Genomic DNA, 24,869 nt, shown 5'->3' with positions numbered 1-24,869 from the left:
AATTTTAATCTGATAAGCTTTCCATAAGGGCTGTAAATCTATTTTCAAGTCTATGCAATGCATAGCTTAAAACGTCAGAAGCTTTTAATGAGCCATCTGTTTCAAATTTAAAAATAAATTTTGTACTGTCTTCCTCTACAACTACGCCATCCCTCTCCATTAACTGTGAAAGATAACTGCATGGTATATCATCTGTAAATAATATTGTAGTATCGTTTTCACTTAAAACAGACTTCGGGCATGTGTCCTTATAGAATTGCCAGTTATCCAGTGCAGCCTTATTGACGTGGAAATTCCTGTGATATTTGTAGGAAACGCCCGATGTTGCCTGCCACTTTGCATGTTCTTTTCCTCTGCCAAGTATAGCTTCACATGTTACAAGCATGGCCTGGTTCTTTTTAAGTTCTACAATGGGTATTAATGGGTCTGTTACAGTTAGTTCCGGATTGTTGACAGGCATAATATCGGATGAGTAAACCATTCCAGGCCCCAGTTTGTTAATTGAGTATGTTACAGTGCAGAGGTCACAACCCTTGCCGCCACATGAGCACTCATCCCTGAAATTCATTGAAAGGTCTGTTTTTAATGGAATAAGGCCAATCCTCGATGCCAGTATTTCATCAAATAATGGAAGTGAGGAATCATATACGTTTCCGTCTGCGTCCCTTATCTCTCCATGATGGTAGATAACGTTTTCAATAGCTAATTTCGGGATGTCATTTATTAATGTACGGCGTATAGAATTAGCAATTGCAGGTGTAATCCCATCAATGGAAAAACGTATAAAATTATCCTTTAGTTCCAGAATTTTCATCATGCTTAAACTCTCCTTCCTCTCTTACCGCCTTTCTTCTTGGTTCCATCGTGTGGTGTGGGCGTTACTTCCTCAATTCTCAAAATCTTGAATCCTGCCCTGGAAAGTGCCCTTATAGCTGATTGTGCGCCTGGACCCGGTATTCTTGATCTGCTTCCACCAGGAGCCCTGACCCTTATAATCAAATCTGTAATTTCCTTTTCCCTGAGTTTCTCTGTAATGATATCTGATGCTTTCATTGCCGCATATGGGCTTGATTCTTCTCTATCGTTCTTTACCACCATGCCTCCGGTGGATTTTGCTATTGTTTCTGATCCGGTCTGATCCGTTATCAGTATTATAGTATTATTCTGGGATGCGTATATATGTGCAATTCCAATTTTATTCATTGAGCTTCACCTTTGCTTGCTTTTTCCGGTTCTTCCTTGTCTTCCTTTTCCTGTATTCCAGCCAGTATAAGCCTTATGGGATGCTTATCGTCTGAAAAGGGTGATTTTTCACTGTATGTAATACTGTCTTCCTGACCTTTCAAAACTGCAATGCTGGGTATTGTTACAATATGGTCTCCCACCTTAATATGCCCGTGGGTAATAAGTTGCCTGGCCTGCTTCATGGTTGTAGCCATGTTTAACTGGTATACCAGTGTTTGAAGCCTTCTATCCAGAATATTTTCTATGTTTAACGCAAGTATATCATCAAGCGTTGCGCCCTCACTTAAAAGGCTTAACTTATCCAGCTTTTTCAGTAAAAGCTGGAACTGCTTCTCAGCAATAGGATCGTTATACCTGACCTTTGCCTGAAGAGTTCTTGCCTGAGCCCTGTAGGAAGATAATATAGCTTCAGCCTTCCATAATTCTCTTTTATTTTTTAATCCATATTTTGCTACAACCTGCCTTTCACTGTCTATTCTCTCTTTTTCCCAGGGATGCCTTGGGGTTGAATATCTTTTTCTCTGAAATTTTTGATCTCCCATTATATCACCTTATTTTTTCTGTTCCTGCCTTTTTCTGATAACACCCATTGATAATCCATGCCTGCCATTCGAACGTGTCCTCTGGCCCCTTACCTTGTGCCCCTGCTCGTGCCTGAGCCCGCGATATGACCTCATTTTTTTCATCAGGTTTATATCATCATTAATCTTAAGAATAAGATCGTTGGATAAAAGGTTAAAATTCTTCCCGGTTGCTACATCTTTCCTGTGATTTAAAAGCCATACAGGCATTCCTTCATATTCCTTGCTTTCAACATATTTCCGGATTTCGAGAACCTCATCCTCAGACAGGTCTCCTATCTGCCTGTTACGATCCAGATTAAGTTTCTTAATAAGAATATTTGCAAGCCTTTCGCCTACACCGTTAATATCGGCCAGACCAAGGTCCATCCTTCTCTCTCCTCTTATATCCTTATTCGCAATTCGAACAATATACTGAAAATTTTCATTATCTTTTTTGTTATCAGCCATATTACCATCCTGTTAAGTGTAAGTTATTCCCTATTATTTAACTATATATATCCTTTACCATTATATTCAGGAGCCCTGTGCACAATAGCATTACACAATTTTTGCAAGCTGTGCATGTGGAACCCCGGCAATTTTTATTATGTTATCCTTTTCAATATAATTTGCATCAATAGCTGCATTTACCACATGTTCACCTACAAGGTTTGCTATGGTGCATATATCAAGGGAGGAAAGAAATGTCTCCTCTGATACTTTCATTTCTCCATAAAACTCCGGCTTAATTTTCAGATGAAGCTTTCCCTCCCGTAGGTCTTTATTGATAAGCTCACTATCAGCGGCGGCCAGCATGACCTCCCCGTTTATATTGAGTATTTTCATATTTATATTATTCACTCAGATCACATCTACCCTTTTATTTGAAGGCTCATAGATAAACCCATCACTTTTTAGCCTTGCCAGGTCTGTTTCAGCCCGTTCCCTGCTGATTCCTTTTTGCTTTAACATCTCTATTACTGTTTCAATTTCCGGTGCCTTTTTCTGATCCCCACTGTTTTCTTTAGCTTCCTTAATCACGGACAGAATTACTTCAAGTTCGGTCCTCTGTTTTGTACTTATTCCTGTGTTAAGTATATCAATATCCACCTGACCGTTCATAGCCGATACTTCCTTAAGGTAGTAATCAACAACTCCCTTGGCAAGCAGTGCATCTTCAACGGTGATAATAGGTGAGAGCCTTGCCTTTGCCGCTGCCTCTGCAAGCCTTATTGTTGATTCAAGCTGCCTTGCGGTGATGGGCACAGAGTCTATGCCACTTGCACGGGTTTTTACATACTCTTCCTTCAATATGCTTATGGCTTCATCACTCAACCTTGGGAACACTCTATTTTTGGCATATGACACATATTTTCTTATCAGGTCTTTGTCCAGTTCTGCTATGAAATTCTCCTCATCAGGTATATCGATCTCAAGATTGTTGTTTTCCAGACTCCTGTATATCTCTCCGAGCCGGTTAGTTTTAAGTACATGTTCTGCCAGTTTGTCATCTATTTCCCTGTTAGGCGTATCGATTAATTTAAAAATTATATCAAACCTGGAAAGCAAGGGTGGTGGGAATTCTGTCTGTTCAGCTATGGTTTTCATGGGGTCATACCTTCCAAATCTGGGATTGGCAGCCGCAAGTATAGAGCATCTTGATTTAAGGGTAGCCATTATGCCTGCCTTTGATATGGTAACAGATTGCTGCTCCATGGCTTCATGCATAGATGCAGTATCGTTTTTATCCATTTTGTCAAGTTCGTCTATTGCCGCGAAACCGTTATCTGCAAGAACAAGGGCACCTGCCTCAAGCGTCCATCTGCCCTCACCAAAATCATCCCTTACTGCAGCTGCTGTCAATCCTGCTGCACTTGAACCTTTCCCGAAAGCAAATACACTTCTCGGTGAGATGAAAGTCATATACCTTAAAAGCTGTGATTTGGCGGTACCCGGGTCTCCTATCATGAGTATATGTATATCCCCCCTTATATGAGTTCCATCTTTCATTACCTTCCTGACGCCACCAAAAAGCTGTAATACAAGTGATTTTTTAATAACGTCTAAACCGTATATTGATGGTGCTATAGATTTTGCCAGCCGGTCTATGATGTTTGGCTCCCTTGCCAGTTCCTTTATCTTTTTTTCGTCCTCATCGTTAATTTTAATTTCTTCAAAATCTCTGGTTTCTTTCTTGAAATTATTTACATTTAAATATATATTATATTCAGTCAGCATTGTATTTCCAATATGTTTTTCATCTGCCTTCAGTATTCCATATACGGTTACCCTGTCACCGGGGTATATCTTTCCAGTAATGTCATCTTCTATTATCAGTGTAATCCTCTGTGGCTGTGAAGTGCTATCTATTGTATCCGGATTTTCCTGTATCTCAAGTTTCTGTGTATCAACAAATTCTGATTCCTCTGGGATAAGCTTTAGCTTTCCCTTGTTCCATCCGCATGCCTGGCATGCTGTAGGCTCAAAAAGTTTCTGTATGTCTTCCGGGACTATGGTAAGTTCGCCACATGCGGGGCATTTGAATGCTGCATTCTGGAGCCTTGGCAATACCTCTGTATTTTTCCTTATTATTCCGTTGATTGAGATATATGAATTTACATTGCTGCTCCTTACATTGCGTATATCATATTTTATACCAATAATTTCAGGGACATTTACCAATCTGATATTTATCCTCCTGACCTTATTGTATGTAATTCCCAATGTTTCCTTTATATAAAATTCTCCAATTGTAAGATAATAATATGGGTCCTTCATCAGCCCTTCAATAAAATCGGTGCTATAGCCTGATAAATCGTTATATGAAATGTATAGTGATTTTATATCCGGATAGTCGCTTCTGAGTTTGTTAATCTGATCATTATAGTCATAACGGTCGAAGAAATCTATCCATTGGCGTTTAATATTGTCTGCTTCTATGTCCTGGCTAATCATGTATAATTATTATTGATAATAAGTATTTAACACTTTATTAAGCCTGCTGGGGGGTAACAAAATGTGTTATCCATATACTTTTTTGCGAATTGTAAATGGCCTGGCATTTAGTGTGGCATATCATTCTGGGCGATATGTAATCATAACAGGCAAAAAGAAATATATATTTACGCAGGTAGCATAGATATGGAAAAGGATGCTGCAAATGGCAAACAACATTAATGAAAACTGCAAAACAACCGGATTGGTGATACCGTCAATAAACAGAAACAGTTGCGAAGCAAAGGGCGAATGTGTTTCTATTTGCCCATACAATGTTTTTGAATTAATACCTCTGAAGGATGAAGACAAAAAGAATATGTCACTGGTTGGAAAATTGAAAGCCAGGGCACATGGTGGCAAACAGGCGTATGTTATTGACCCGGCACTATGCCATTCCTGCGGAGATTGTGTTAAAGCATGTCCTGAAAAAGCTATTACGCTCATATCGATAAAATAATGCACTTTATTTTCTAGCTTCTATTGCAGATTGATTAGCAATTAAAATTATTTATGGATAGCTTTCAACACAGTTTATTAATGGAATTGCATCTACGGCATGTTTGAGACCGGTGAAAACAATAAGATGGTACTAATACTTATCCGGTGAAATTCAAAAATAATTTATACATACTAAACATTAACCTTTAATGCCGTCGTAGCTCAGCCTGGTAGAGCGCGTGCTTGGTAAGCACGAGGTCGCGGGACCGAATCCCGTCGGCGGCTTACTGCTAAAAGGTTAAATCCCTCTGTATCAATAGCAAAGTAATGGCAATATATGGGGTAGAAAGGGATATAAAATCAGAGCATACAAGATTAGGGAAGATAAACGCAGAAGCCAGGAATGCAATATTAGATTTTGTTGATGAAGTCAAGATAACAGGCATAACAGGTTTCAGGGAATTATTCTATTTGACAAAGCTAAGGATTATTTACAACAATCTTCAGGATAAGTTCCTTAACCCGGACAAGAGGGCAATTATAACAATGCTCCTGGACTTCAAGAAAAAATACACGGACCAGACTTTAATTGATTATGAAAACGTGATGAAACGGTTCTACAGATGGAAATTTGGCACACTACCCGATTATATGGCAAATCTTAAAGTTAGCCGGAAGCCAAGCCATGACAAGAAGATGGATCTTATTACCAGGGCAGATATAGATGAAATGATTAACAACTGCAACAATGCCAGGGATAAGGCAATTATCTCCATTCCATACGATTCAGGGTGCAGGATAGGGGAAATACTGGACCTGAGGATAAAAGATGTTGTTTATGATGAATACGGTGCATTATTGCATGTGCATGGAAAGACGGGAAACCGCAGTGTAAGGATAATAGGAGATTCAATCGCTTACCTGAGGGATTACTTAAAAACCAAGGATGGCAGGGATGAATACCTTTTTACCGGCCTGCAGGGTACTACCATGCATAAGCAGCTGCAATATACTGCTATCAGAAGATTATTTATTAATGTGAGAAGGCGTGCAGGAATAGAGAAAAGGATATATCCGCATCTGTTCAGGCATACCAGGGCCTCAATGCTGGCTTCTAAAGTTCCGGAAGCACCACGTGAGAATCAAATGGGATGGGTGCATGGTAGCCAGATGACTGCAATATATGTGCATTTGTCTGGAAGGGGCCAGGATAATGCGATCCTAAAAGCCTATGGAATACATGTAGATGAGGATCGGATAATAGAGGAAAAGCCTAAGAAATGCCCGAGATGCGACCATTTAAACGCTTCAACTGCATTATACTGCACAAATTGCTTTATGCCATTCAATGAGAAGCTGGCCCTGGAATACAAGGATAAGGAAAACAATATTGTGTCCACACTGAAAAGCTCCTCTGTTATACCTGGAATGACCAAGAGCATCCTGGAAAAAGCCCCGGAAGGATTCAAAAATAAAATGATTGAGGAAATCCTGGAAGAAATTTTAAAGGATCCGGAGCTGCTGAAGAGATTCAAAGAAGAATCCAGGAATGGTGAGAAATAAAAATCAATAATATTTATATAATAAAAATCTAATATAAAACGATATTAATCTATAATTATTTTCATTCTATGCCTATATAGAAATATTATAATTACTAATGAAATAATTATTAAACTGGAACCATAATATAAAATCCCATTGAATAATCCTAACATATTATCTATAAGTCCTAGAATAATATCAGAAAATCCCATACAGAAATAAAGTATCATATAATAATTTGATAAAACATTACCCATTCTTAATGGAGGTGCAATTGTCCTGATTCCCCTGGTAGCTCCTGTAAAGGCAAATCCGCCCCCTATTCCAATCGTGATTGTTGCTGCACTAAAAATTAATATAGATTTAAACGGCAATGATACAATAATGAGGATAATGCCAATAATAATAGAAATTATCCCAATAGTTAAAGAATTAAATATATTAATTTTCATTGATAAAATCTGCATTATTGAAGATATTACTAACATCAAAAATACTAATAAACCTGTTATTGCTATATTTGAAATGTTCAATAACTCTATAATATAAAACGGTGACAAAGACAAATAAAATACGGTAATAGACCAGGCAATAGATGCTGTGGCTGCACTTAATATAAATAAATTCTTTGCTTCCATATCCAGTTTTGGAAAATGGAATTTAAAAACATTATGATTGTTATCTATTCTGAATCTATTTATTACAGGAATAATAAAAATAAAAGGAATTATAGTAATTATTAATGAGATAATATATACCAGTTTTAAAGGGAAAGGTAAATATTCAGCCATAAAACCGCCAAGTAATGGCCCCACCGCGATTCCTGATGATGTTGAAAAAGATGTTAGGATTGCACCTGTTTTTCCACGATAATGAAATAATAATGCACCTGCTGGACCAGATATTGCACCACTTGCTAAACCCTGCATAGCCCTTGCTAGAAATAGTTCTGGTGCATTACCTGCCAATAAAAAAGCTATGATACCAATAATCTCAAAAACAATTCCAATAATAACATACCAGTTTCCAGTATTTAACCATTATGTATGACCGTATCATATTTATTCTATGATTTAATTTAGGTTCTTCCCACTTTCATGTGGGTCCCCATCAATGGGATAACAAGGAAAGCCGGTTTTTTAAGGTCAGTGGGAGTTAGCGGATGCCCAGCGAGACCAGTCTTTTATGATGAGCGATAAAACCCAATAAATGAAGCCTCTCTGCGGTCTATCATTTTTATTTACCCATACGAAAGTGCGAAGAGCCTTAATTTATAATCATGTTCAAGCATGTCAATAAAATTCTTAAAAAACACTGCAATAAAATATCAAGGGAATCAAAGGTTGAAGGAATAGGCATAGACAGCTATTCTAAGAAGTTTAACCTGTCAGCACATCTATCCATATTAGCAAAAGGGATAATTAAAAAGAATGACCTTACAGATATAGCATATAACAATGGAATAAGCAAATCACAGCTGTCAAAGCTCAACAATAAAAGGCCATACACTATATCTGAGAAGGTATTCTACAGCCTTTTAAACACATTCATAAAGGCACACAGGTATGATATATACCATGATTATCTTGACAAACTATACAGTATTCTGGCAATAGATTCTACATTTATAGAAACAATGGTTAATGGTTCCGGCATATACCAGAGGGAGAAAAGGAGAAATGGGATAAAGATCCATATTGCAGCTAAAACAAATCACTATGCATTGCCATTGAAGGCAATAATAACACCTGCAAATGTAAATGATTCCAAAGTATTTGATGATCTGTTATGGCATATAAACGAATACATGTCTGGCAATACTGTTTTAACATTTGATTTAGGGTACTATAGCTATGACAGGCTTAAGGAATTAAAGGAGAATAATATTAACTTTGTTTCAAGGCTCAGGAAGAATGCCGATTATACTGTAATAAAAGAGGAAACGTTCAACTCTAAGATTGTAGGGTTCAGGAATGGATTGGAATTGAGGCTTGTATCACCGGATATTGATAATAAAAGGAGGGAGTATGATCTATTCCACTTAATTTAGGACGGTTATAATTGAGAATATATAAAAATATTATAATATCCCAAAAGTGTGCTATATTCGCGATTATTGGCAGATATACGAAGATAGGGATTAACCATTCCCAGAACATAATTTACCTAGTAACCCAGTAAAAATCACACGGATATACTGTAAAAATATGATGATAAGGTTCGCCTATGGAGATACAGCAAAATAAATGATTTTATTAATCTAACCATATCATCATAAGTGTCCAAATTTAGAGGGGACACACCAATAGAGAATAAGGATTATGTAAAGGCAGTATTTGGAAACAACAATATTGCTTCAGTACTGGCAAAGCACATTATGCCATACAGGAATAATGGAATGACACATAAAAGATTATACAGCTTGTTGAAAAGGGCACTGATATGATAATAAACAGCAGAATAAAAGACAATCCATATACAGATAAACTGTTTCAATCAATAAAATCTGTTAAAACATAGAATTCTGACATGTTAATTACTGGTATAAATACTATATACAGCACAGACAGTCAATGTCCGGCATAGCATTTTAGCTATGGCAATTATATTCCGTTAGATGAATAGCAATGTTTTGTATCATTTCTTGCGTAAAATACGGCGTACCGAAACATTTATATTGTGGGATGTAATTACAGTCCACATGACAGTGAGACCTAAAAAAGTAACAAGAAAGGATGGAAATACCTATTACAGCCTTGTTGACGAAAAGCGTGTGAAAGGAAAGGTTGTGCAGAAGTATGTTGGATACCTTGGAAAGGACCTGCATTCGAAGAATGAGATCAAACTGGAGGACATACTGCCCTATATCAAAAGGCTCCTGGACAAGAAGATAAGCCAGGAGGATATAGATTCGATCCTGAAGAAGATCGGGATCGAGTATGATTCATGGCCAATAACAAAGATCATGATAGAGAACGATCTCAAGCTGAAGAAGACCTTCCTGAGGCTGAAATGATCTCGGAGATCATATTCCGGACGGATCGCACTGTCTGCCCTCAGTGCCATTCCCGTCTTGTGGAATACAAGACGGAGAGGAGGACGATCAGATCATGGGAGATGGGCGAGTTCACCGCAGTCCATAAAATCATGGGATGCAGAAGACATGGAACAATGTTCAGATCCGAAAGGCTGAAGTCCATCGTTAATCCACACTGCATATACGCCAATGACATCATGATTGAGGCCTCCATGGGCAGGTTCATCCATGGACTTAGCTGCTCGGAAATATCCGAACAGGGCGGGATGAGGGGAATAAGCGGGAGCCATGCAAGGAATGTGACGAACATGGCACTCCGCATATTATCCAGGATTCATGAGGAAAGCTGGAAAAAGCTGAAGGGTGCCATGCATAATTATGTGTTGCAGATAGACGGAACGACGGATTCGAAGTTTGACATGATCGTCGTTGTAAGGGATTCGATATCTAATTTCACTCTCCATGCGGAGAAATACGCCTCGGAATCATATGAGAACATCAAGGACATCCTGATGAAGGTGAAGGAAAGATTCGGATCGCCATCAGGATCCATATCCGATATGAGATCGGGCATACTCACCGCCCTTGCAGAGGTCTTCCATGGAATGCCCATAAGGATCTGCTTGATGCACTTTCTCAGAGACCTTGGAAAGGGTCTGATGGTGGACATGCATAACAATCTCGGTCTCAAGATAAACAGGAAGGGGATAAAATCGGCATTGAAATCCATTCTGAGATCAATGCCTGATTACGATCAGAATACACTGGAAGAGATAGAAAACGGGTTCTGTTCCGACCGGGGAAAGATGGAGATCATGGCCATAAGGAGAATAATTGAACCGGTTCTTTCGGTTAACGGTAGTTCAGGCTATGGATTCCCGTTCTCCCTGAACCACCTGAACTTCTTCACTTCACTGAAAGAAGCGGGAAAGCTCTTATCTGAGCTTTCAGAAAAGGCAGCAGGCGAAGAATCCATGGAACTGATCAGCAGTGCAAGGAAATACATAGGCCGCATAGTAACCGATCAGAGCATAGTGGAAACTGCAAAGAAACTCTCCGAGGTGAACATGCTCTTCCAGAAGCTTCGATTTGCCTTCCGGATCCCGGAAAAGGGCAATCTGTCGGATGACATTCCGGATGATGCATCCATTCACGATCAGTGCAACACGGTCATAGGGGAGATGGAAGTATACCTTCATGAGAACATAGCTCCTCACATAATCAGGGCTGCGAAACACATCATTGAAAGGTACCATGAGCGTGAAATCATGCTGTTTGCAAACAACGCAGATGGAACCATGCCAAGGACGAACAACGGCATGGAGAGGTTCTTCAGGAAGATCAGGAGGAATGTGAGGAAACGAAATGGCAATACAGCAACAGGGCATGTTCTGGCACAGAGCGGTGTCCAGCTTGCCCTGTTCCAGAACCTGGACAACCCGATCTACGTGAAAACTGTCTTTGGTTCGGATGGGATCTCCGCTGTATTTGCAAAGCGGAGAGAACATTTCAGGAAACCTGGTATGACAGTGAGCACTGTTAATAAACTCGTAGCTGATGGAACAAGAATGATACTTGAGGACAATCTGAGCGATACTCCATACAACGATCAGATGATGAATGCGGCTCAGGCGTCAAGAAATATTCAGGCCGCTTAGAGGAAATTATGAACTTTGAGGCAATGATCCAGAGAGGCATACAATTATTCACCTAACGGAATGTAATTGCCATAGCATTTTAGGAAAGCTTTAATAGTTCTCTCGGATATTGGAATATACAGGTAAAATCATGACGTCTAGAGGACACGTGTTTCAATTCAATGGGCAGGGCACTCACTTCTTGTCCATAGCCATAGTGGCTGAATTATCTCTTCTTGCAGTGCAGTTCATAATCGGAATGTGGATGAATCTCTTTGCAGTCTATCCTTCATATAACAATGCCTTTCCGATGTATGGAATGATGGATATTATGTTTTCAATTCCTGAACTTATGGTTCATATGATGATTGGCGTTCTTATTGGACTGTTGTCATTAATGATATTTATGATGACCCTGATGCTGGGGGACTATAAATCGATGGTCGTAAGTGCAATAGCATCAATCTCGATTTTACTTGCTGGATTAAGCGGTCTCGAATTCATATTTTCTAACTTCCAGAATAATACTTTCTCTTTCACTATGTCCATTGGGTTTATCATCGCAGTCATTTCGTTCGTTTTTCTGCTTTATTCAATTTCGATAGAATCCAAGGCTGCGCATTTGCATTCATGACAAGTCATATGTATTAAGCGGAATTAACTTTTGGCAGCGTCCCGATTTACATTTATTAAGATACCTCCTCGTTATTGCCTCTCATGGGCAAGCCATGTGAAGTCTAGTCTGTAACCTGCCTGAATGTGCGTTGCAGATACTACAATAAGGATAGGGGAAAAGATATCATCAAATGATGCAGCAACTCAGCCGGTCACCAACTGTACAGGTGTATGCCCTGCAAACACATGTCCGGCAAAGAGTTCTTTTTCGGACAACAAAAAATAGATCAGGGGGTATATAAATAACTCCTTAATTTTAATGTGTAGTGGTGCATACCCTTTATTATTTGGACAGTTACCAAGTGGAATATGAGGAAGTGATATAATGGAGAAATTTACATCAGATGAAAAGGTAGAATAGTAATAGAATCATTTACAACTAATAGTATAGCAGAGCTATGCAGGAGGCATGGGAGTATTAGGAGCCAACTTCTATAAATGGAGGGATAAATTTATAGAATCTGGGAAAACGGGATTCTATGGAGCCGGCAGATCTGGAGATAATGAATACCAGAAAGAATGAAAAATTGAAAAGGCTGGTAGGTGACCAAGCACTGGTTATCGATGAGTAAAAAAAATTATAGAGGAAAGAGATAATGGGAACAGTAAACAGCCTTAGAAATAAACGGAATTCAGGAACAGGTTTATGGATGGGATAAAGAAAAAAGAGGAAAGGAGATTGAGAAACAGGAAAATTAATATGAAGAGGATGAATAGAAGTGTCTCAACATTACACTAAAAAACTGTCCAAAATTAAGTGGAGCAGGTCGGAGAACAATGTTATCACTGCTTTATTATATTGGATTATTCTCGGTTTGTTCCTCTATTCTTACCTGGAGTCCGATAATCCACTATCCCTTTCCGTGGTATCCGACCGTCTGGTAGACGCCTTGTCGATATCAATGATTTTCCTGGTTAACCGAATTTCGAATAAACCTACGGATGAATTTCACTCATACGGTTTCCATAGAGTCGAGGCACTGCTGAATATCACGATTATCACACTGTTCATTGCAATCTCAGCATATTCTGCAATACTCACAACGGAATTGCTGATACACGGCATTCCAATCTCAAGTGGCAGCACCGCCTTATCGGCTATAATAGCCATTCCGTTGCTGATAGTGGCAGGAGTTACTATTGAACATGACGAAAAGTCCAACTTCAGGATTATGTTCATTCATACACTGCAGGACCTTGCAATAATGATTATAGTACTGGCATTCTCGCTACTGCCGTTCTACTTCTTCAGCCAGTATCTTGACTACCTGGGGAGCTACATTGTTCTCTTCATAATACTATACGGAAACCGCAATATGTTCAGGAGAAACGTTAACATACTGCTCGAAGGCTCTTCCGTCAGTGTCAAAGAGGTTGAAGAGATGATTAGGAAGGAGTTTCCAAGTGTACATCATCTGCACATCTGGGACATATGCCAGCACCAGAGAGTGGCCACCCTGCATATGAGTATACCTTCTCAGATGCAGATAGGTGAACTTGATTCCGTGAGGAAAGACATCGAAAGAATACTGTCAAAATACGGTGTCAATCATGTTACAGTACAATTTGAGTCCAACAATGGAGACAATATCTAAATCATATAAATTCTTAATGACACATACCACGTATAGTATACTCCAAATATAAGAGTGCACTGATACTTTAGAGTTCTATGGCAGTTGACTGTTTTCGCAAAATTACAAAAAATGATCTGGTTAAATTGATGGATAATGCTGCAGATCTAGTACGGACATCTGTGGATTACAAATATATTCTGATTCTCTTATTTATTAAAAGACTGAGTGACGGGTGGAAAGAGGAAGTTGAGGATGCCATGTCAAAAATCATGGAGGAAGCAGGCATTGACGAATCAGAGGCAGGCAAACGTGCAGTCAGCAATGAATTCCATAACTTTATGGTTCCTGAGAATGCTCTCTGTAACAATATAAGGAAAGATAGGGAAAAGCTCAAAGAAAACATGTCAAGGGGTATAAATGAAATAGCAAAGGAAAACAAAGAGCTTGATGAAATAGTAAATAGAATAGATTTCATAGATTTGAGATTACAGAGTATATTTTATTATATGATTTGATAGCATGATTTACCTTATACATTCAATCCCATTCTTAAGCTCAGGTAGGTCAATTTTAGTTCTCCCTGCTAAATTTTTTTGGATAATCTAACATAGAAAATGATAATCCCAACCAAGGTTGCTTTATTTTGAAAACCATGACTATAAGTTTAACTGAATATTTTATAGAAAGGTAGATAGAAAAATACCTCATACCTTAAATAACTGTATATAACCAAAATATTGTGGAGGGTTGGAATTATCTCCATGTCAATTATATACCATTGGGTGAAATCCAGGTTTATGCCGGTTTCTGTATGTATTTCTTAAGGGGAAGTTAATCTCTTTTATTTTCGCATTTTTTTGCATTTACGAAATTTTAAACATAATAATTTCAATGGATTTTGCTTATTTTTTGCATTTTCGCATTTGCTTGACGCAAGAGAGAGGGATATAGGGGATTGCTATATGGAGATTTTTTTCTCTGGATCCTTTATGAAATATCTAACATGGCGGCGGCTGCTTTCCTATTATTATATAATTGTGAATCAAGAGGTAAAGGTTAAGATTTCTGCATGAGTTGTTTTATGTATGTTAAAATTGGCAGATAACCTGGAAAAAAATAACAGGTTTCCTTTATGATTTTGGAGCATGACTTACTTTTAGGGTGTAGTTATACCAGTAAATGACTTTGCCTTGTAAAATTGCCTTGTAAAATGGCATTATAGGGTATGAAAATTAAGGCAAGATTAAAAGTTGCAATTATGGCCATATTTTTTATAACTCAAGGGTTAAATTTTAACCTGGCTTAAAACTATAAAATAATCATGCGATTATATAATTGTATTTTTATATTACAAAAACCGGATCGTGAGTATATAAAGAAAAAAAATAATTTAGGTATTTTTAGCTTATAGCTTTAACCTTTTAATGTTAATCCCGTCGGCGGCTTATAAATAGTTTAAAAATTTCTCTTTGACGCACTGAATTTTATGTAATCTATAGTGGCATCTATTATTCTGCTTTTTACCATTGCCGGCCTTGTCCATTTAAACAGGGAAGGTTCAAGGTAACATGATAATGCACATTTATTGCAGGTTCTGTAGGGTTCCCAGTCAAATGTGTTCCACATCTTTTTAATGTCTATGTTCCATACATAATCAGATCCTGAATATTCGTTGATGATATAGCATGGGGTCACAACCCTGCCCTCCGGGTCAATGTTTATGGTAAGCCATGGCCTGCATTCCCATTTATATCCGTAAAACCAGGAATCCCTTATTGCCTCAAAATACTGTACAGTATTCATTATAGGGCCATCGGCTTTCTTCCTATCAATAAGCATATTCAGAGCGCCAAGGAGTTTTTCCTTTTCGGGTGATATTTTCTCTGCTGTTGAATAGTCATATTCTATCTGAAAATTTATCGGGACTTCTAACTTATCACCTAGATCAAGTATATCTCCTATGCTATCTATGTTTTCTCTTGTAATTGTTGAACTCATGGCAACTGGTACCATATGTTTTGATGCATTGATTCCCCTTACTGCATGCTCAAATGAACCCTGCATTCCCCTCATGGTATCGTGCACCTCTTTGCTTCCATCAATAGAGACAAAAAGGAAATCTAAAGAAGTGTGTATTTCATTTATTTTCTTCTCAAGGCGCCATCCATTTGTTACCATGGATGTATGAAATCTCTTGTGGCTTTCTTTCAATATTTCCGGGGTATCATTTCTAAGAAGGGGCTCACCGCCCTCAAATCCAAGGTATGACACTCCACCCTCTTTCAGTTTTTCCATCATTGCTATTTCCTGTTCCATAGACAGAAGTTTGCTATCTGGCCTCCTCCAGAACGGACACATTTTGCATCTTAAGTTGCATTCATACAATAGCTTATGGCCTGCTATTGTAGGTAACTTTTTATTCTTAACTCTCGACATGTTTCTTTTTATTGATCTTAAAACAACTGCATTATAAACCGACATAAAACTACCCAACTAATAATAACCTATCAGCCTATATAAGCTTTTAGAATAATAGATAGAATTGCCCGGATAATTATTAAAAAGTGGATTAATTGATGATATATGTGATAATTCCGGAAAAATATTCATCAAGTAAAATTGTACTGAAACATAAGTTAAATATGGAAACAACGCAATTAAAGCTTAAAATATCTTAATCTGTGATTTTATCATTTCATTGGCAGCGTCCAGAAATTGTTTCTCCCTGCCCTTTGGAATTACTCCACCTGCTGCAATGTCATGCCCGCCACCGGAGCCTCCGGCAGCAGCGCATGCGGTTTTCATTACTTCAGAAAGGTTTAATCCCCTGCTGACTGAGTATCGTGATCCCCTGGATGATATTTTGACGTCGTCTGTGCCGCTGTTAAATCCAATTACAGGCTTATCTGGCTTTACTGTGTAGAGAGCTATTGCCCCGGCTATAGGACCGGCCATTTCAGATTCCGGTGCATAAAAATAGCGGAGGTATTTTTCCTCCTTCAAATCTGATTTTGCCCTGTATATGTAATCGATCAACTTTGTCTTGAATATTTTTACATTGGCCACCATATCATTTCCTGCGCTGTTATCTCCCAGAAAATACTGAACCGGCAGGGATTGCAAACCTATTCTTGCATTGCCATCTATAATTGAATTCAATTCTTTGGATGAGAATCCTAAATTGTCAAAATAAAGAACATCCCCCTCAAGATATTTTATTGCATCAGAACCAACGTTGTTTTCAAGTATTTTCAATGCAAGCCTGTTTCCAAGTGCTTTATTCTCATCTGTTGTCAGATCAATAATATTTTTATCCGGATCTATTCCATTGCTTTCAAGAAATTTTTTAACTTCATCTGGATGTCCGGTAAGGCCATCAAAGAAAGGGTCTATTGAATATGTAATTGCATCGGAAATTGTGCCCTCAAGATTGAGTGTGTGATGGGTTTTATATGAATTATATTCACTGTAAAGATCTTTATTCAGGCCAGAAAGCCCGCCTATATCCTGTTTGTCTGCCATTACGCCGGACATAAAAAATGGGAATAAGTCCCGGTTGTTTTCATCAAGTGCAAGTGCAAATATGTATGCCATTGTAGCCCCACAGGCATCCCTTGTGCCATTGATGCCAAAATCCCGGGCATTTATATTTATGCAGGATGTTTCCGTTTTATTGTAAAAATGGTGGTCCAGAATTATAAAATTTGAATGGTCTGCTATAGCTGGAATCTGGGAGGAACCGGCATCAACAATGATATTTAACGAGTCTGCTTCTTCCTCATACAGTGACCTGAAACCTTCATTGTCAAGGTTTTTTATATATGATAAATGGTACTTTATATCCAGGCGCTCCAGCGCTTTAAGAAGTATTATTGATGAACTGACACCATCACCGTCATAATGTGCGAGTACACGGACATACTTTTCTTCCTTAAGTTTTTCACCTGCCTGGTGTAAAATATTAAAGAGAGAGTCCCCTAAAATGTCATAAATCATAGGGCTCTTTTCAGGGACCAGTCTGCGGGCAATCTGCCTGTACGCTTGTAATATCTCATAAGGCGTAAAATTTTGGACATTATAAGCTGGCTTCCCCTTTTATTGCTTATATCTTTCTTATTCAGAGCCAGATGCTGTGAAACATTCTTGTATCTTTTCAGAAGAAAAGCCAGATCTTCAGGTATCTCATCCTTAATGCCGTTTTCTTCAAGTATTTTTCCCATTTTCTGATGAAGAACAGGCCTGACACCCGGTACAGCATACTGATCCCTGAGTTTAATGCCTATCATAGAATTTGATAAGCCATCCTTTCTGAATTTTAATATTTCTTCCTTTATTTCATCATCATTCTGCATCCATGAGGGCTTCTCAGCCAGTACGAGTCTCGTGGATCTTGATTTTCCTCTCTTTCTTGTGTGCATTCGTGCCATTGAAATCCATATGGTATTATTACTATAAATTTATTCTTTTTGTTTTTTCTATCTTTATATATTTTATTTTTTATCTTCTGTACCATTCCTTGATAATACCCTGCGTTTATATTTTTGTAAGGTGTATACAGGAAATGCTATGGCAGGAAGTTTATGCAGTAGATAAAATAAATACTGAACTGATCCAGATATTTCTCATTATACTATTACGGGTTTTAAATCAAAATAAAAATATGACAAATGTGGTTACATTTAAATAAAATCCAGAAAATTCTTGAATGAACTAAATTATCTTCTTACAGCTTCCTTAATTCTGTTATATTCATTTTCATCCAGATCAATATTCATGCATTCTACCAGTTCATTAATATGTGAAATACTGGATGCTTTAGGTATAGGTATAGATTTTTTCTTCAGGTATCCGAGGGTACACTGTATACTGGACATGCCAAGTGATTTTGCAACATGGTTTATTTTACTGCTTATGCGGCCCTGGTTCAGTGGGGAATAGCCTATTATTTTAATGTTATTTTTCTCGCAGAACGGGATTAAATCATCTTCTATATAATAATTCTCCAGATTATATTCTACCTCGTTTGCAATTATTTTTCCATGTTTGAGCTGGTCTATTGCTTCTGTTAGGTTGGCTATATCAAAATTGCTAACTCCAATATTTCTTATTAAATGACTGTCCAGCAATTCGCCCATAGCACCCAGTGTTTCCTTAACAGGAATCTTTGGGTTTGGCCAGTGTATAAGATAAAGATCAATATAATCTGTATCCAATCTTTTTAATGACTCTTTTGCAGAATTGATAACGTCCTTATAATGCAGATTAACAGGCCACACCTTTGATATTATAAATAAATCTTCCCTTTCAAAATCCTTTATTGCTTTTCCTACCAGTTCCTCAGAATGCCCATGTCCGTAATACTCTGCAGTGTCAATAAGATTTATCCCATTTGTTATTGCGTATTTTATAGCCTCTACTTCTTTAGCGTCATTTTTATAATCCGGTGAATTCTTGCCTCCCATCCCATATGTTCCCAGACCAATGCTAGAAACCTCCTTGTTTCCAAGTTTAACCATATTTATCCCCATTTAATTAATTCTATTACAGTAATAAGGGTTTTTAAGTAGACGTATTGTCAAACCAGGAATAACATTTCCTATGCCTGAACTCGAAGCGTGCAATATTCCATCTTAATAGAATAACATGAAATACTCCGGAATTATCCGAGCAACGAAGTAAACCGTTCATACTGGGATATTATTTCCATGCCAACAGACCATATGGTAAGTTCTTCACGGAATATTTTATATGAGGGGAAATTTCCATAGAGGTCTGATATGAAATCACCCTGGGAGAATCCACCTATTACAACATTTAAATCATTATCGTTGATTATTCCTGATAATGAAGATTCTTTGCCATCAGGTGAAAGTACGACTGTTTTGCCATCGAGGTTTTTTAGAAATGGTATGATCTTCCCCTCTTCCATAGAAAGCAATTCATTGCCATTATACTCGATAGAGCGTTTTTTGAAAAGGTCCTCCATCAAGCCCTGAAATCTATTGTATGATCGCGGCAATTTTGTTTGATTATTGATATGTATTATGAAATTATCCCTTGTATGGACGTAAACATCCAGCATATTATTTTTATTTAATATGGATTCCATAGCCATTTCCAGAAATATGTATATTATATCGGGCCTGCCTCTCCTGTTGGATTCGCCTGGATAAAATTTTTCTATTGTGGTATGCATATAATTTGAATCTAGAAGCATTTCAGCTGGGTTCTTATGGTTTTTTTCTGCAATGTTCCTTATTGATCTGTCCTTTGCCATTTTTTCCGGAACTGTCTGGAGTTCCGCATCCGCTATGATTAACCTGAGCATATATAATAAATGCTAATTCAGGATTTACTATTTTCTATGAGTTTGATTCTTTTTTCGGTGGAAGGGTGGTCCAGGCTCAAAGATCTCATTACATTTTCCGGGATTTTGTCTGTTTCTGCTATTCTTCTTAAGCCGTTAATGAGGTAATCCTTATTCACATATTTTACGGCGTTAAGGTCTGCTTCAGTTTCATTGTGCCGTTTTATGGCAGGAGAAACAAGAAAGATAAATAAAAATAATATAATGATAAATACAGGAGTTAAATAAAATAACAGTGCATTTGTGGAGGTAATTGCCAGTGAAATCAGGTTCAGCATTATGATGAATACAACAAAATTAACCATTGTTGTTTTACGGTTATGCCCCAGTTTTATGTGCGAAAGTTCATGGGCCAGGACCCCAACAATCTCGTCATGGTTTAGTATAGACATCAAATAACTGGTTATAAAAACATAGGATTCCCTTTTATTTATCTCAAAGGCATTGGCTATTCTCCCATTTGTATTGATTACGTAAATTTCCGGCTCTTTTATACCCATCTGGGTTGATAGATCCGCTGCTTCATTGTTTAAATAAATGTCCTGGAGTTTTTCTGATTTCCTGACAAGAATGTTTACCATAGGATTATTGGCAGAGATAGACCATATGAATATTATAAATGCATTCAATATAACGAGATATGAATAGGTATCTACGATTTTTATATATCCCTGTGCAATCAACATTGCAAGGAAAAATATGGAAAGATATGTTACATATCTCCAGCTCAGGTCATCTGTAATATACTGAAATATGTTTTCATCAGATTCCTGGTCGCGCATTGCATCCTTGAAATGCATGAATAGAAGGCTGTTTATGATAATTATGCTAACCATGACAAGTATGGTATATACTGTGAATGGAATTTCAGAGAGAATTATGTAAACAAAGAATATAATAATTAAGGATAAATTGGATAATATTGCTGATTTCTGGAGAATTTGCTTTTTATCCGCTGGCGTCATATCTATAATAATTCAAATCCTTTATTTAACATATTGTTAATTATTTCCAGATTCAATTGAAGCTGGATACCATAAACTTATTAATGCACTCGGGATTTTTAATAAATGATATACATAAAGAGGATTTATGATAAATACACTCCAGAGGAGGGTTTCAGGGTTCTGGTTGAAAGATTATGGCCCAGGGGAATTTCAAAGGAGAAAGCACATATAGATTTGTGGATGAAAGACATAGCCCCATCAACGGAACTGCGGAAATGGTTTAACCATGAGGATGAAAAATGGGAAGAATTTGTTAAGCGGTATACTATAGAACTGTCAGGCAATGAGGAAATTGGAAAACTAAAAGAACTTGTTAAAGAACATACTAAGGTTACATTTGTATATTCTGCCAGGAATGTTGAACACAACAGCGCCGTTGCACTTAAAAATATAGTGGAATCAATAGATAGCCATATTTCATAAAAAATTTAGTTTTTTGATATTGCTATTGCCTTTTTATTTCTAATTGATCCATTATCCTTTACATTAAATAATATTGATGTTAATAACAACATAATCATTGGAACGGTTGTGTATGTAATTATGTGTAAATATAAACTCTCCGGTTAATAATGAATTTAATTAATGTGCCTCATATTTCATAAGACATCGGACAAATGTCGAACATTATTAACAAAAAAACAATAATGGGATATGCCCTCACAGCAAATCTCATTGATTATGGAAATCACAGATAATATTGTTTCGCCTGATGATAGGAAAAGAAAGTACACAGATAGATAGTTAAGGTTGTGATAGTTTTGGAGATTTTCAATATACCTTACAGATCAGCCAGAATATTCCTCACAATCATAAATAATATATCGTAATGTCTGGACTCAAAGAAGTGCCTAGTTTTAAAACTCTTTCAAGGAGGGTGAGGATAATTGATCTACATTCAAGTAACAAGGATTATTATACTGCAATTGGATTAAAGGCTATTACATACAATCTCACGGTGATACCAAACAGCGAACTTGGAGAAAAACTAATGGAGATAATGAAAATCGTAATTTGCTAAAATATGAGATACCTTATTCTACTTATCAAATTCCACTCTAATATTTCGCCTTTCTCCCGCGTGCATTATATCCGTATATTCCACGATGTGTATAGACATCCTGGGACTTAACGTCTATATAGACCTTTTAAGATATAACGTCCATAAAGGTTAATGAAATTACAAAATAATATTTTCAGGTATGATATTATATTGCCTCGCGCGTTAAATCATATATTGCATATATACGTAAATAGGGTCTTAACTCACGGCAACCGACTTAATGTATTAAGGTATTAAATATAACTTAATATGAGTATGTAAATTAAAACACAATCTTATTTTCTTTAACAATCTACTATTATTATTTATTTCATGGACGTAATATTATATGTGCTATAATTGGTATAGTCCTCCCGCAAACTAACGACTATATAGTCCTTATATGATAAAAGGAGTGAAGATGCTCAATTAAATTACATAATTATTTTTATTTTAATTCTGGATAACTTATATTGCAGTTTTGTAATTGCCTTTTGTATAAAAACCATGAGGTGCTTTCGCATTAAATTTAAGCCGTTGTCGTGCATTATGTTCTAAGAATTTTGATATAAAGGTCAAAGGGCTCAAATGAATTATAATAATTACTTCGTTTCTTTATATAATAAATCTTTTAGCACTCAATAGAGTATAGGATAGGTTGGGATTTGGACCCAAGTAGATGAGATCTGCAGTCTCACGCATAGCTTCTCTGCCACCTATCCGTTAATGTGTATTGCAAATCCATATTTATTTTTTTACCGGAATTGCTTTAATATAGAATCTAGTTATATTATAAAATAACATCTATCAAATAAAGTAATATACAATATTTCTGTTGGTATAATTTTATATTTCATATTTCTGGCAAAATATGGCTATAAAATCTATATATCATCATTTATTTGAATATATTCTACAAAATAAGACATTGTACGACATATATATTTAGTTATTATCAAAAAATTATCATATTTAGACAAATATTTAAATATATAATATATATCATATTCTATGAATTTTTTCAGAGGTGATAGAAATTGGTAATACTGGGAGTTGACTTGGGATATGGAGATACCAAATTAGTAACGGAGGGAAATAAAAAGGCTAAATTTCCATCCAGATGGACCCCCGCTGAATCACGTAACTGGGGAATAGGAGGTAATATACCTGTAATATCCGTTAATGACGGTGAGTCATTTATCTTCGGCGAGGATGCTACGGGAACTAATTTAAGAGAGCCACAGGGAGACGGAAGGCTTACTGATCCGAATGCTATTCAGCTTTTAGCCGGAGCATTATGGACAAGTGGAATTGGGCATGAAGGAGAAAAAACGGATGTTACACTCTCCAGTGGGGTGCAGCTTGGTAGTTTCGATAGGGAAGTAGTGGAAGCTGCAAAACTCCTTGAGGGAAAAACTTTAAAGATAAAGTCTGCACAGGGAACTGAACAGGATTTTAAAATATCTAAACTGGTTATGCGTCCCCAGGGGGTAGGTGCGGCCATTTATGCGTTGAATCATGGAATATTAAAGACACAATATGGAAATGGCGTAATTATAGATATAGGATTCAAAACAACCGATGTCCTGACAATTAATTTGAAAAATATGGAGCCGATCATAGAGGACTCTTTCAGTATACAGGCGGGAATTGGTGATGTTGTTTCAGGCATGAGCAAAGTTATAGGTAAGCAAACAGGTTTTGTGGTTCCCCCAGATGTAGCCAGGGATGCCATAGGGGAGAAAATAGTTTTTAAGCAAAATGAAATAGGCGGGCCAGATGTTTCAGGACCACTTCTGGATCAATTAGCCCTTAGAATCGTTAACGAGGTAGAGGAAACCTTGAGGGAAGACATGAACAGGATTACAGCACTGCTTCCAGTCGGAGGAGGATCGATACTTATCGGAAACAAATTAGACACTATAGCACCTGGACATATGATAAAAGTTCCACCGGAAGATATGCAATTTGCGAATGTACTGGGTTATAAAATAGCAGCATCTGAACAACCAAAATAAATACAATTTATTTTTTGTAAACAGATCTGAAAAATTTAAATAATAATATTTATTAGCAATGAAATACTTAATATTATAAATGACACGTGTAGGAATATATACTCACGATTTCAAGTTTTACCATGATATTATAAAAGAATTGAAGAGATGGAATCTGCCATTTTTTAGCATACCTGACCTTTATTCTATACCTGGCGACATAAATGTTATACTTAGTTCAGAACAGGATCCGTTTACATTGCCCGGCCAGATAAAAGCTGTCACAGCTACAGAAGGCATAAGGCGGAGTTTGCCCGTACTCCTTAATAAAAGCCAGTTTACCAGAGTTATAATTGGAATAGACCCGGGGCCAAGGCCAGGAATAGCCGTAATGGCAGATAATGTACTGATGGAAGCCTGGGAATGCCCCACTATATGCGGTGTAAAGGATGATGTTCTAGATGTGGTGAAAAACTATAGTTACAGGTACATTATGATAAAGATAGGGAACGGTGATCGCCCTAACAGAGATATAATAATAAAACAGTTAAAAAACATAGCACCCATGGTCATAGTAAATGAGGAAAACACAAGCACGCCTCATAAAATACATGACAATGCCCTTTCAGCGGCCAGGATATCATTGATAGATGATAGATATGATACATCGAGGACGCCGGTAAAATTTAGCAGAAAAAACATATATGATAAAGAGTTTATTACCCTTCACTCACTTATTTAA

General features: G+C 37.2%; 26 protein-coding genes, 1 tRNA gene and 1 pseudogene. 14 read left to right on the top strand and 14 right to left on the bottom strand.

What is annotated here, in order from left to right; all coding sequences use genetic code 11:
• Positions 1–4: 4 nt before the first annotated feature.
• The 6 genes from fad_RS01290 to fad_RS01265 form a co-directional block, all read right to left on the bottom strand.
• The gene (locus fad_RS01290; RefSeq protein WP_019841629.1) at positions 5–817 is read right to left on the bottom strand and encodes a DNA-directed RNA polymerase subunit D; all 813 of its coding nucleotides are present in this window, start codon (positions 815–817) and stop codon (positions 5–7) included.
• Between the two features lie 2 nt (positions 818–819).
• The gene (locus fad_RS01285) at positions 820–1,203 is read right to left on the bottom strand and encodes a 30S ribosomal protein S11 (protein ID WP_081141431.1); all 384 of its coding nucleotides are present in this window, start codon (positions 1,201–1,203) and stop codon (positions 820–822) included.
• Complete coding sequence (locus fad_RS01280) at positions 1,200–1,787, bottom strand: 30S ribosomal protein S4 (protein ID WP_081141430.1); 588 nt, start codon at positions 1,785–1,787, stop codon at positions 1,200–1,202. The genes fad_RS01285 and fad_RS01280 overlap by 4 nt, the downstream gene beginning before the upstream one ends.
• 9 nt (positions 1,788–1,796) lie before the next feature.
• Positions 1,797–2,276 carry a 30S ribosomal protein S13 gene (locus fad_RS01275; RefSeq protein ID WP_009887281.1) on the bottom strand — a complete coding sequence of 160 codons (480 nt, stop codon included), beginning with the start codon at positions 2,274–2,276 and terminating at the stop codon, positions 1,797–1,799.
• A 90-nt stretch (positions 2,277–2,366) separates the two neighbouring features.
• Positions 2,367–2,669, bottom strand: coding sequence for a DUF424 domain-containing protein (locus fad_RS01270; RefSeq protein WP_009887280.1), 303 nt, complete (start codon positions 2,667–2,669; stop codon positions 2,367–2,369).
• Complete coding sequence (locus tag fad_RS01265) at positions 2,670–4,763, bottom strand: minichromosome maintenance protein MCM (RefSeq protein WP_009887279.1); 2,094 nt, start codon at positions 4,761–4,763, stop codon at positions 2,670–2,672.
• A 205-nt stretch (positions 4,764–4,968) separates the two neighbouring features.
• Here fad_RS01265 and fad_RS01260 point away from each other — a divergent pair, with 205 nt between their 5' ends.
• The 3 genes from fad_RS01260 (at position 4,969) to fad_RS01250 (ending at position 6,806) form a co-directional block, all read left to right on the top strand.
• Positions 4,969–5,262 (top strand): 4Fe-4S dicluster domain-containing protein, encoded by a 294-nt coding sequence (locus fad_RS01260; RefSeq protein WP_019841627.1) that lies wholly within the window; start codon positions 4,969–4,971, stop codon positions 5,260–5,262.
• Positions 5,263–5,454: 192 nt separating this feature from the next.
• A tRNA-Thr gene (locus fad_RS01255) sits at positions 5,455–5,528 on the top strand.
• Positions 5,529–5,570: 42 nt separating this feature from the next.
• Positions 5,571–6,806, top strand: coding sequence for a tyrosine-type recombinase/integrase (locus tag fad_RS01250; protein WP_009887277.1), 1,236 nt, complete (start codon positions 5,571–5,573; stop codon positions 6,804–6,806).
• 44 nt (positions 6,807–6,850) lie between these two features.
• Here fad_RS01250 and fad_RS01245 read toward each other — a convergent pair whose 3' ends face one another.
• The gene (locus tag fad_RS01245) at positions 6,851–7,798 is read right to left on the bottom strand and encodes an MFS transporter (RefSeq protein ID WP_081141428.1); all 948 of its coding nucleotides are present in this window, start codon (positions 7,796–7,798) and stop codon (positions 6,851–6,853) included.
• Between the two features lie 269 nt (positions 7,799–8,067).
• Between fad_RS01245 and fad_RS01240 the strand changes: the two are divergent.
• The 3 genes and pseudogenes from fad_RS01240 to fad_RS01235 all read left to right on the top strand — a co-directional run.
• A pseudogene (locus tag fad_RS01240) lies at positions 8,068–8,817 on the top strand (transposase); the annotation flags it as partial.
• Between the two features lie 249 nt (positions 8,818–9,066).
• Complete coding sequence (locus tag fad_RS09210; protein WP_155951091.1) at positions 9,067–9,234, top strand: hypothetical protein; 168 nt, start codon at positions 9,067–9,069, stop codon at positions 9,232–9,234.
• A 255-nt stretch (positions 9,235–9,489) separates the two neighbouring features.
• Positions 9,490–9,804, top strand: coding sequence for a hypothetical protein (locus fad_RS01235; RefSeq protein WP_009887273.1), 315 nt, complete (start codon positions 9,490–9,492; stop codon positions 9,802–9,804).
• Positions 9,805–10,201: 397 nt separating this feature from the next.
• Here fad_RS01235 and fad_RS09375 read toward each other — a convergent pair whose 3' ends face one another.
• Positions 10,202–10,399, bottom strand: a complete 198-nt coding sequence (locus tag fad_RS09375) for a hypothetical protein (protein WP_196795608.1) — start codon at positions 10,397–10,399, stop codon at positions 10,202–10,204.
• Between the two features lie 52 nt (positions 10,400–10,451).
• Between fad_RS09375 and fad_RS01230 the strand changes: the two genes are divergently transcribed.
• From fad_RS01230 to fad_RS01210, 4 genes are all read left to right on the top strand, one after another.
• The gene (locus tag fad_RS01230) at positions 10,452–11,483 is read left to right on the top strand and encodes a hypothetical protein (protein ID WP_155951090.1); all 1,032 of its coding nucleotides are present in this window, start codon (positions 10,452–10,454) and stop codon (positions 11,481–11,483) included.
• A 130-nt stretch (positions 11,484–11,613) separates the two neighbouring features.
• Positions 11,614–12,096, top strand: a complete 483-nt coding sequence (locus fad_RS01225) for a hypothetical protein (RefSeq protein WP_009887271.1) — start codon at positions 11,614–11,616, stop codon at positions 12,094–12,096.
• A 760-nt stretch (positions 12,097–12,856) separates the two neighbouring features.
• A complete protein-coding gene (locus fad_RS01215; protein ID WP_019841624.1) occupies positions 12,857–13,732 on the top strand; it encodes a cation diffusion facilitator family transporter in 876 nt (291 codons plus the stop codon).
• A gap of 77 nt (positions 13,733–13,809) precedes the next feature.
• On the top strand, positions 13,810–14,229 hold the full coding sequence (locus tag fad_RS01210; RefSeq protein WP_009887267.1) for a type I restriction-modification system subunit M N-terminal domain-containing protein: 420 nt from the start codon (positions 13,810–13,812) through the stop codon (positions 14,227–14,229).
• Positions 14,230–15,169: 940 nt separating this feature from the next.
• On the opposite strand, the gene fad_RS01205 is transcribed toward fad_RS01210, so the two are convergent.
• The 6 genes from fad_RS01205 to fad_RS01180 all read right to left on the bottom strand — a co-directional run bounded on the left by fad_RS01205 (position 15,170) and on the right by fad_RS01180 (position 21,046).
• On the bottom strand, positions 15,170–16,195 hold the full coding sequence (locus tag fad_RS01205; protein ID WP_019841622.1) for a PTO1314 family radical SAM protein: 1,026 nt from the start codon (positions 16,193–16,195) through the stop codon (positions 15,170–15,172).
• 183 nt (positions 16,196–16,378) lie between these two features.
• The gene (locus fad_RS01200; protein ID WP_009887264.1) at positions 16,379–17,710 is read right to left on the bottom strand and encodes a DHHA1 domain-containing protein; all 1,332 of its coding nucleotides are present in this window, start codon (positions 17,708–17,710) and stop codon (positions 16,379–16,381) included.
• Positions 17,707–18,141, bottom strand: coding sequence for a 30S ribosomal protein S15 (locus tag fad_RS01195; protein WP_009887263.1), 435 nt, complete (start codon positions 18,139–18,141; stop codon positions 17,707–17,709). Before fad_RS01195 ends, fad_RS01200 begins: the two co-directional genes overlap by 4 nt.
• A gap of 288 nt (positions 18,142–18,429) precedes the next feature.
• Positions 18,430–19,230, bottom strand: a complete 801-nt coding sequence (locus fad_RS01190; RefSeq protein ID WP_081143135.1) for an aldo/keto reductase — start codon at positions 19,228–19,230, stop codon at positions 18,430–18,432.
• A gap of 143 nt (positions 19,231–19,373) precedes the next feature.
• On the bottom strand, positions 19,374–20,042 hold the full coding sequence (locus fad_RS01185) for a 16S rRNA methyltransferase (RefSeq protein ID WP_009887260.1): 669 nt from the start codon (positions 20,040–20,042) through the stop codon (positions 19,374–19,376).
• Between the two features lie 17 nt (positions 20,043–20,059).
• Entirely contained in the window at positions 20,060–21,046 is a 987-nt protein-coding gene (locus fad_RS01180) for a M48 family metallopeptidase (protein WP_009887259.1), read from the bottom strand.
• 105 nt (positions 21,047–21,151) lie between these two features.
• On the opposite strand from fad_RS01180, the gene fad_RS01175 reads away from it, so the two are divergent.
• The 4 genes from fad_RS01175 to fad_RS01160 all read left to right on the top strand — a co-directional run bounded on the left by fad_RS01175 (position 21,152) and on the right by fad_RS01160 (position 24,869).
• Positions 21,152–21,511, top strand: coding sequence for a DUF488 domain-containing protein (locus fad_RS01175; RefSeq protein ID WP_009887258.1), 360 nt, complete (start codon positions 21,152–21,154; stop codon positions 21,509–21,511).
• Between the two features lie 406 nt (positions 21,512–21,917).
• Positions 21,918–22,109, top strand: a complete 192-nt coding sequence (locus fad_RS01170) for a hypothetical protein (RefSeq protein WP_081141427.1) — start codon at positions 21,918–21,920, stop codon at positions 22,107–22,109.
• Positions 22,110–23,167: 1,058 nt separating this feature from the next.
• Complete coding sequence (locus tag fad_RS01165; RefSeq protein ID WP_009887246.1) at positions 23,168–24,148, top strand: ParM/StbA family protein; 981 nt, start codon at positions 23,168–23,170, stop codon at positions 24,146–24,148.
• A 79-nt stretch (positions 24,149–24,227) separates the two neighbouring features.
• Positions 24,228–24,869: a hypothetical protein gene (locus tag fad_RS01160; protein WP_081141425.1), complete on the top strand. Its 642-nt coding sequence runs from the start codon at positions 24,228–24,230 to the stop codon at positions 24,867–24,869.

Source organism: Ferroplasma acidiphilum (assembly GCF_002078355.1).
GTDB lineage: Archaea > Thermoplasmatota > Thermoplasmata > Thermoplasmatales > Thermoplasmataceae > Ferroplasma > Ferroplasma acidiphilum.
This window is presented reverse-complemented; position numbering and strand designations above follow the sequence as displayed.